The organism is Clostridioides sp. ZZV15-6597, from assembly GCF_020657815.1.
Classification (GTDB): Bacteria; Bacillota; Clostridia; order Peptostreptococcales; family Peptostreptococcaceae; genus Clostridioides.
Genome location: NZ_JAGWCT010000172.1, coordinates 1 through 5,079 on the forward strand (window position 1 = coordinate 1; position 5,079 = coordinate 5,079).

Annotated in this window: 4 protein-coding genes; all 4 read right to left on the minus strand. The window is 28.2% G+C overall.

All coding sequences use genetic code 11. The features are described from left to right. Nucleotides 1-147: 147 nt before the first annotated feature. The 4 genes from KGF52_RS20220 to nrdE all read right to left on the minus strand — a co-directional run bounded on the left by KGF52_RS20220 (nt 148) and on the right by nrdE (nt 4,896). A complete protein-coding gene (locus KGF52_RS20220; RefSeq protein WP_227841415.1) occupies nt 148-1,047 on the minus strand; it encodes a helix-turn-helix transcriptional regulator in 900 nt (299 codons plus the stop codon). A 51-nt stretch (nt 1,048-1,098) separates the two neighbouring features. Next, complete coding sequence (locus KGF52_RS20225; RefSeq protein WP_227841416.1) at nt 1,099-1,728, minus strand: GyrI-like domain-containing protein; 630 nt, start codon at nt 1,726-1,728, stop codon at nt 1,099-1,101. A gap of 84 nt (nt 1,729-1,812) precedes the next feature. After that, entirely contained in the window at nt 1,813-2,784 is a 972-nt protein-coding gene (gene nrdF, locus KGF52_RS20230) for a class 1b ribonucleoside-diphosphate reductase subunit beta (RefSeq protein WP_227829592.1), read from the minus strand. A 12-nt stretch (nt 2,785-2,796) separates the two neighbouring features. Beyond that, on the minus strand, nt 2,797-4,896 hold the full coding sequence (nrdE, locus tag KGF52_RS20235) for a class 1b ribonucleoside-diphosphate reductase subunit alpha (RefSeq protein ID WP_227841417.1): 2,100 nt from the start codon (nt 4,894-4,896) through the stop codon (nt 2,797-2,799). Nucleotides 4,897-5,079 lie beyond the last annotated feature (183 nt).

The following is a 5,079-nucleotide window of genomic DNA, read 5'->3' on the forward strand; positions in this document are numbered from 1 at the left end:
ACTTATAATGATATATACACAATTAGTATAGATAATTTGATGTTAATTCTATATATATAAAATAAAAATATGATAAAAAACTAAATTATACTTTGCTAATTTACTAAAAAAAGTGAAGTATAATTAATACTTCACTTTTTTTAGTAATCATAAATATTTTATTTTAATATTATCAATAATCTGTAAAATCTTATCTCTAACATCTATGGGTTCTAGTACCTCAATATTTTTTCCAAAAGAAAGTATATATCCATAAATCCAGTCGTTTTGTGGATATTGTACAGTCACTATAAAATTTCCATTGTTATCATCTGATATATTGTCAATATCAAATTCATCATATACTCTATATCCTATATCTTTAGAAATTTTCAATTTCAAATTGATATTTTTATACTCATTTTCTTTTATTTCTCCTACTTCTGTTGGCATACTCCTCACAAATGTCTGCTCACAGACGCAGATATTTCTCATCCTCATAATTTTAAAAATTCTATAATCATTTTTTTTACGACAATAAGCTTTAAGATACCATGATTTTTCTTTAAACCAAATCATAAGTGGCTCTACACAGCGTAAACTTATTTTTCCATAAGTGTCTATATATTCAAAGGTTATAATATTACAATCTAATATAGCAGATTTTATCTTTACAAATTTATCTTTTTCTCTATCATCACTACCCCAATGAGAAAAATCAACACTTATCCAGCTTGTATCTGATTTGCAGAATAAAGGTTTAAGTTTTGCCAATGTAGAATCAATATTTGGATACTTAAGTGCATTTAAGCTCTCCAGTGAAGCTAAAATTTCTTTCTGCTCTTGCTCAGATAAAATAGATTTATCAAAAGTGAAATTATCTAAAATACCTATACCACCATTTCTACCTTTGTCAGTATAAATTGGAATACCAGAAGATGACAATATTTCAATATCTCTACAAATAGTTCGTCTAGATACTTCAAAGTGTTCAGCTAACTCCGTTGCAGTTACTCTTTTCTTATCTAACAGGATATAAATAATTTCAAATAATCTATTACTTTTCATATAATCACCTCATTACTTTATTATAGTATAACAATAAAGCAATATATATACTTACATCTCTTTTTTTACTTCAAAGCGCAAAACAGTCTTCAACAAATCAGCATTTGATACTTTACTTTCATTAGTTATATATATTTCACGATGTATATCAGATTTTCTTATAAGTTTATTTTTCTTGCAAAATTCATTCATAATAATAAAACTCTCTGGTTCATTATCATATGAACCTCTATGAAGCATTTGAACGCATAGTCCATCATTAATAATTCCAAATTCAACATTTTCAATCAAATTATGTTGCTTTTTCTTTTTTACTATCTCAATTGCTTTGCTTAATAAATCTTGTGTAACAAAGTCTGGTTGACGTATCATTATAGTATAAATCAATTCTTCCTTAATAAGTGTACTTGAACATTTACTATCTTCTGTTTTATCCCATATAGCTTCTAATGGAAAAACAGTATAATCAAAGTAACCTTCTGGCACAATCCCCTTTTTAGGCATAGTTTTTATTGCATATGCTAAAGAATATAGAACTCCAATTGCCTCACTAAACTCTTTATCATTTGGATTTCCTTTTCCTTTTATCATAATAAATTTCTGTTCTGGTACATCAACTATTACAGGATTCTCATTAGGTAAATATAACTTTTTATCTTTCTTTCTCCATTCATATTTCATAAAAAATACCTCCGTATATTTATTTTATACATTGATATTATCATGATAAAAGTGACAACAGCGTGTCACAATTTATAAAATAAATTATATTATAAAATCTTCATCTTCTAACTCTTCATAGACCCCTTTTTGATATCCATTACCTTTAGTTGAAAAGAAATCATGTGTTTTAGTTTCAGTACTAAGTCCATTTAACACAATTGGATTGATAGCATTTACAGTATAAAGTCTTTCAAATCCTAAATTTTCTAAAGCTCTATTTGCATTGTATTTCAAAAAATCTACAACCTCTTCTTCAAGTCCACTATCTTTATATATTACATTTGTATACTCTATCTCATTTTCCATAAGAATATCAAGTATAGAATACATCTTATCTTCTAATTTTTTCTTATCAGCATTGTCAAATGAATTGTATATTTCTTGCGCAAGAAGTCCTATATATTTACCATGTAAAGACTCATCTCTAAGAATAAGTGATATTATTTCTCCACTAGCAACCATTTTTCCTTGACCAGACAGATACAATGGATAAAAGAATCCTGAATAAAACAAGAAACTCTCCAAAAACACACTTGTAACCATTGATAAATATAAATTCTTTTGGTTTGTAGTATTTTCATATTGAGCTAAAACTAAATCAGCCTTTCGTTGTAATGTTGGTTCTGTTTCTATCCATTCAAATAAATCATCTATCTCGGAGTTAGAAAGCAAAGTCATAAATATAGAAGAATAACTTTTTGCATGTATTTCTTCCATAGTACCCATAAAAGATAAAACTGCTTTTCTTTGAAGATTATCTGTTAAACTCATCATCGATGGAATCCCATTATTCCCTTGCTTTGTATCCAGTAATGTCAGTCCACCTAATACTTTTTTATATAAATCTTTTTCATTATCATCTAATTCATTCCATACCTTAATATCTTTAGAAACAGATATTTCTTCAGGAAGCCAAAATTGTTTTACATTTTGTTCCCAAAAAGCCTGTGTGAATCCATCTTCTTCTTTATTCCAATTAACTGCATCATGTGTTTTATGTAATTTAAATGTCATATATTTCTCTCCCTATACTGAACATACTAGACACTCATGAGTGTCTCTTGTCATCTTTGTTCTTGTGTAATATAAACTTTTCAGACCTTTTTTATATGCATATATGTAATGTCTAGCTATATCTCTAGTTGTCTTTTCATCTGTAACAAACAATGTTGTTGATATTCCCTGGTCAACATGTTGTTGAACTGTTGATACTAAATCTATAACTTTCCTCATATCCATTCTATATGCTGACTGATAATACAACATATTTTCATTAGTTAAAAATGGCATTGGATATATCGTAGTTGAATCTCCATATGTTCTTACTTCTACTGGCTCAGTAATTGGCATTATACTTGATGTTGCATTTTGAACATAACTAATACTTTGAGTTGGTGCTACTGCCATTAAATATGCATTATATATACCTTTTTCTTTGACCTCATCCAATAATTTTGTCCAGTCTTCTTTTGTTGGTATATAAATACCTTCAAATAATGCTTTTACCTTTTCTAACTTAGGTAGATAAGATTGTTCATAGTATTTTGATAATACCTTGCTTTTTCTTCCCTTAGCATACGCTGATTTTTCAAACCCTTCAAAAGTTTGATTTTTTTCTATAGCTATTTTCATAGATGCTTTAATTGAATAATATCTAATCATTGCAAAAAATACATTAGAAAATTCTACAGCATCCTCTGAAGTATATAAAATATTTTCTCTTACTAAGTATCCATGTAAATTCATAGCTCCCAATCCTATAGAATGAGATTTGCTATTGCTATTATTTACAGTCGGTACTGGCTTTATGTCTGTTTTATCTGCTACAAATGTCAATGCTCTTATCGATGTCTCAACTGTGCTTTCTATAGTTTTATTGTCCATAACATTTGCTATATTTAAAGAACCAAGATTACAACTTATATCTTGACCCCATTTATTTTCTCCACCATAACCTTCTATTTCTGAAGATGTTTGGTATTGGAATATTTCACAACACAAATTAGACATTTTTACCATACCAACCTCTTTCAATGTATGTTCCCTATTGGCTGTATCTATGTACACTACATATGGATATCCACTTTCTTGTTGCATTTGTGCTATTTTAGTCAACATTTGTCTAGGATTTATTTCTTTTTTTCTTATATCTTCATCATTAACTAACCTATCATACCACTCACTCATTTCTATCTCATCAAGGTAAACTCCATACTTTTTATACACAGTATGAGGATAGAATGCATAGGCTACTTCATTTTTTTCTGCTAACTCCATAAATTTATCAGGTATAATAGCTCCCAGCGATAATGTAGCAAGTCTTATTTTTTCATCAGCATTTATCTTTTTAGTATCCATCAATAATTCAAAATCAGGATGAAATACTGTGAGATAAACTGCACCAGAACCTTGCCTAGCTCCCATCTGATTAAAATAGCTGAATGATTGTTCCAACATTTTAGCTACTCCAACAACACCTCCAGCTGCACCTTCTATATCTTTAATAGATTCACCTGATGCTCTAAGCTTAGATAAGTTTAGTGCAACTCCTCCACCTATTTTTGATAAATGATTTGATGAAGATATAGCATATGAAATACCTTCTGTGCTATCTTCTACAGATAGTAAAAAACATGATACCATTTCTCCTGCTCTTTTTCTTCCAGCATTTAAAAATGTAGGTGTAGCTGGTTGAAATTCTTGTTTTACTATTTTGTCTGCCAAGTTTAAAGCTAGACTCTCATCACCATTTCCTAATGTTAAAGCTACAATTAATACTTTTTCATTATACGTTTCTAATATTTCTTTTCCATCATTACTTTTTAATGCATAATTTTGATAAAATTTATTTGCACTCATATATGACTGAAACTTAAATTTATGTTCCTCAATAAGTTTGTATATATTTTTGATAAAATCCATGCTGTATTTATGTATTACTTCTTCTAAATAATAACCTTCCTCAATTAAATACTTCAATCTTTCTTCTAGATTGTTAAATTTCTTTAACTTTGGATTTATAAATTCTTCTATGTAACTACTTAGGGCTTCCTTATCCTTTTCCAGTTGATATTTCCCTTGTTCATTTTTAATTATCACTTGATTGTTAAGCTCTATCCAATTCATTATTTACCGTCCTTTTAACATAATCTTGTGCTATAATTTCATTTAATTTACTTATTATTTCTTTTAATATTTATCAGTTCAAATTCCAAAAACAACCTCTAATTATAGGGCATAATAAGTATTTTCCAAAAACAAAAGCACTACATATAGTTAGTGCTTTATCTATTATATACTACATATAGT

Excerpts from the sequence above, each read along its gene's own strand:
- KGF52_RS20220 (WP_227841415.1), bottom strand. The coding sequence starts at position 1,047 with ATGAAAAGTAATAGATTATTTGAAATTATTTATATCCTGTTAGATAAG.
- KGF52_RS20225 (WP_227841416.1), bottom strand. The coding sequence starts at position 1,728 with ATGAAATATGAATGGAGAAAGAAAGATAAAAAGTTATATTTACCTAAT.
- nrdF (WP_227829592.1), bottom strand. The coding sequence starts at position 2,784 with ATGACATTTAAATTACATAAAACACATGATGCAGTTAATTGGAATAAA.
- nrdE (WP_227841417.1), bottom strand. The coding sequence starts at position 4,896 with ATGAATTGGATAGAGCTTAACAATCAAGTGATAATTAAAAATGAACAA.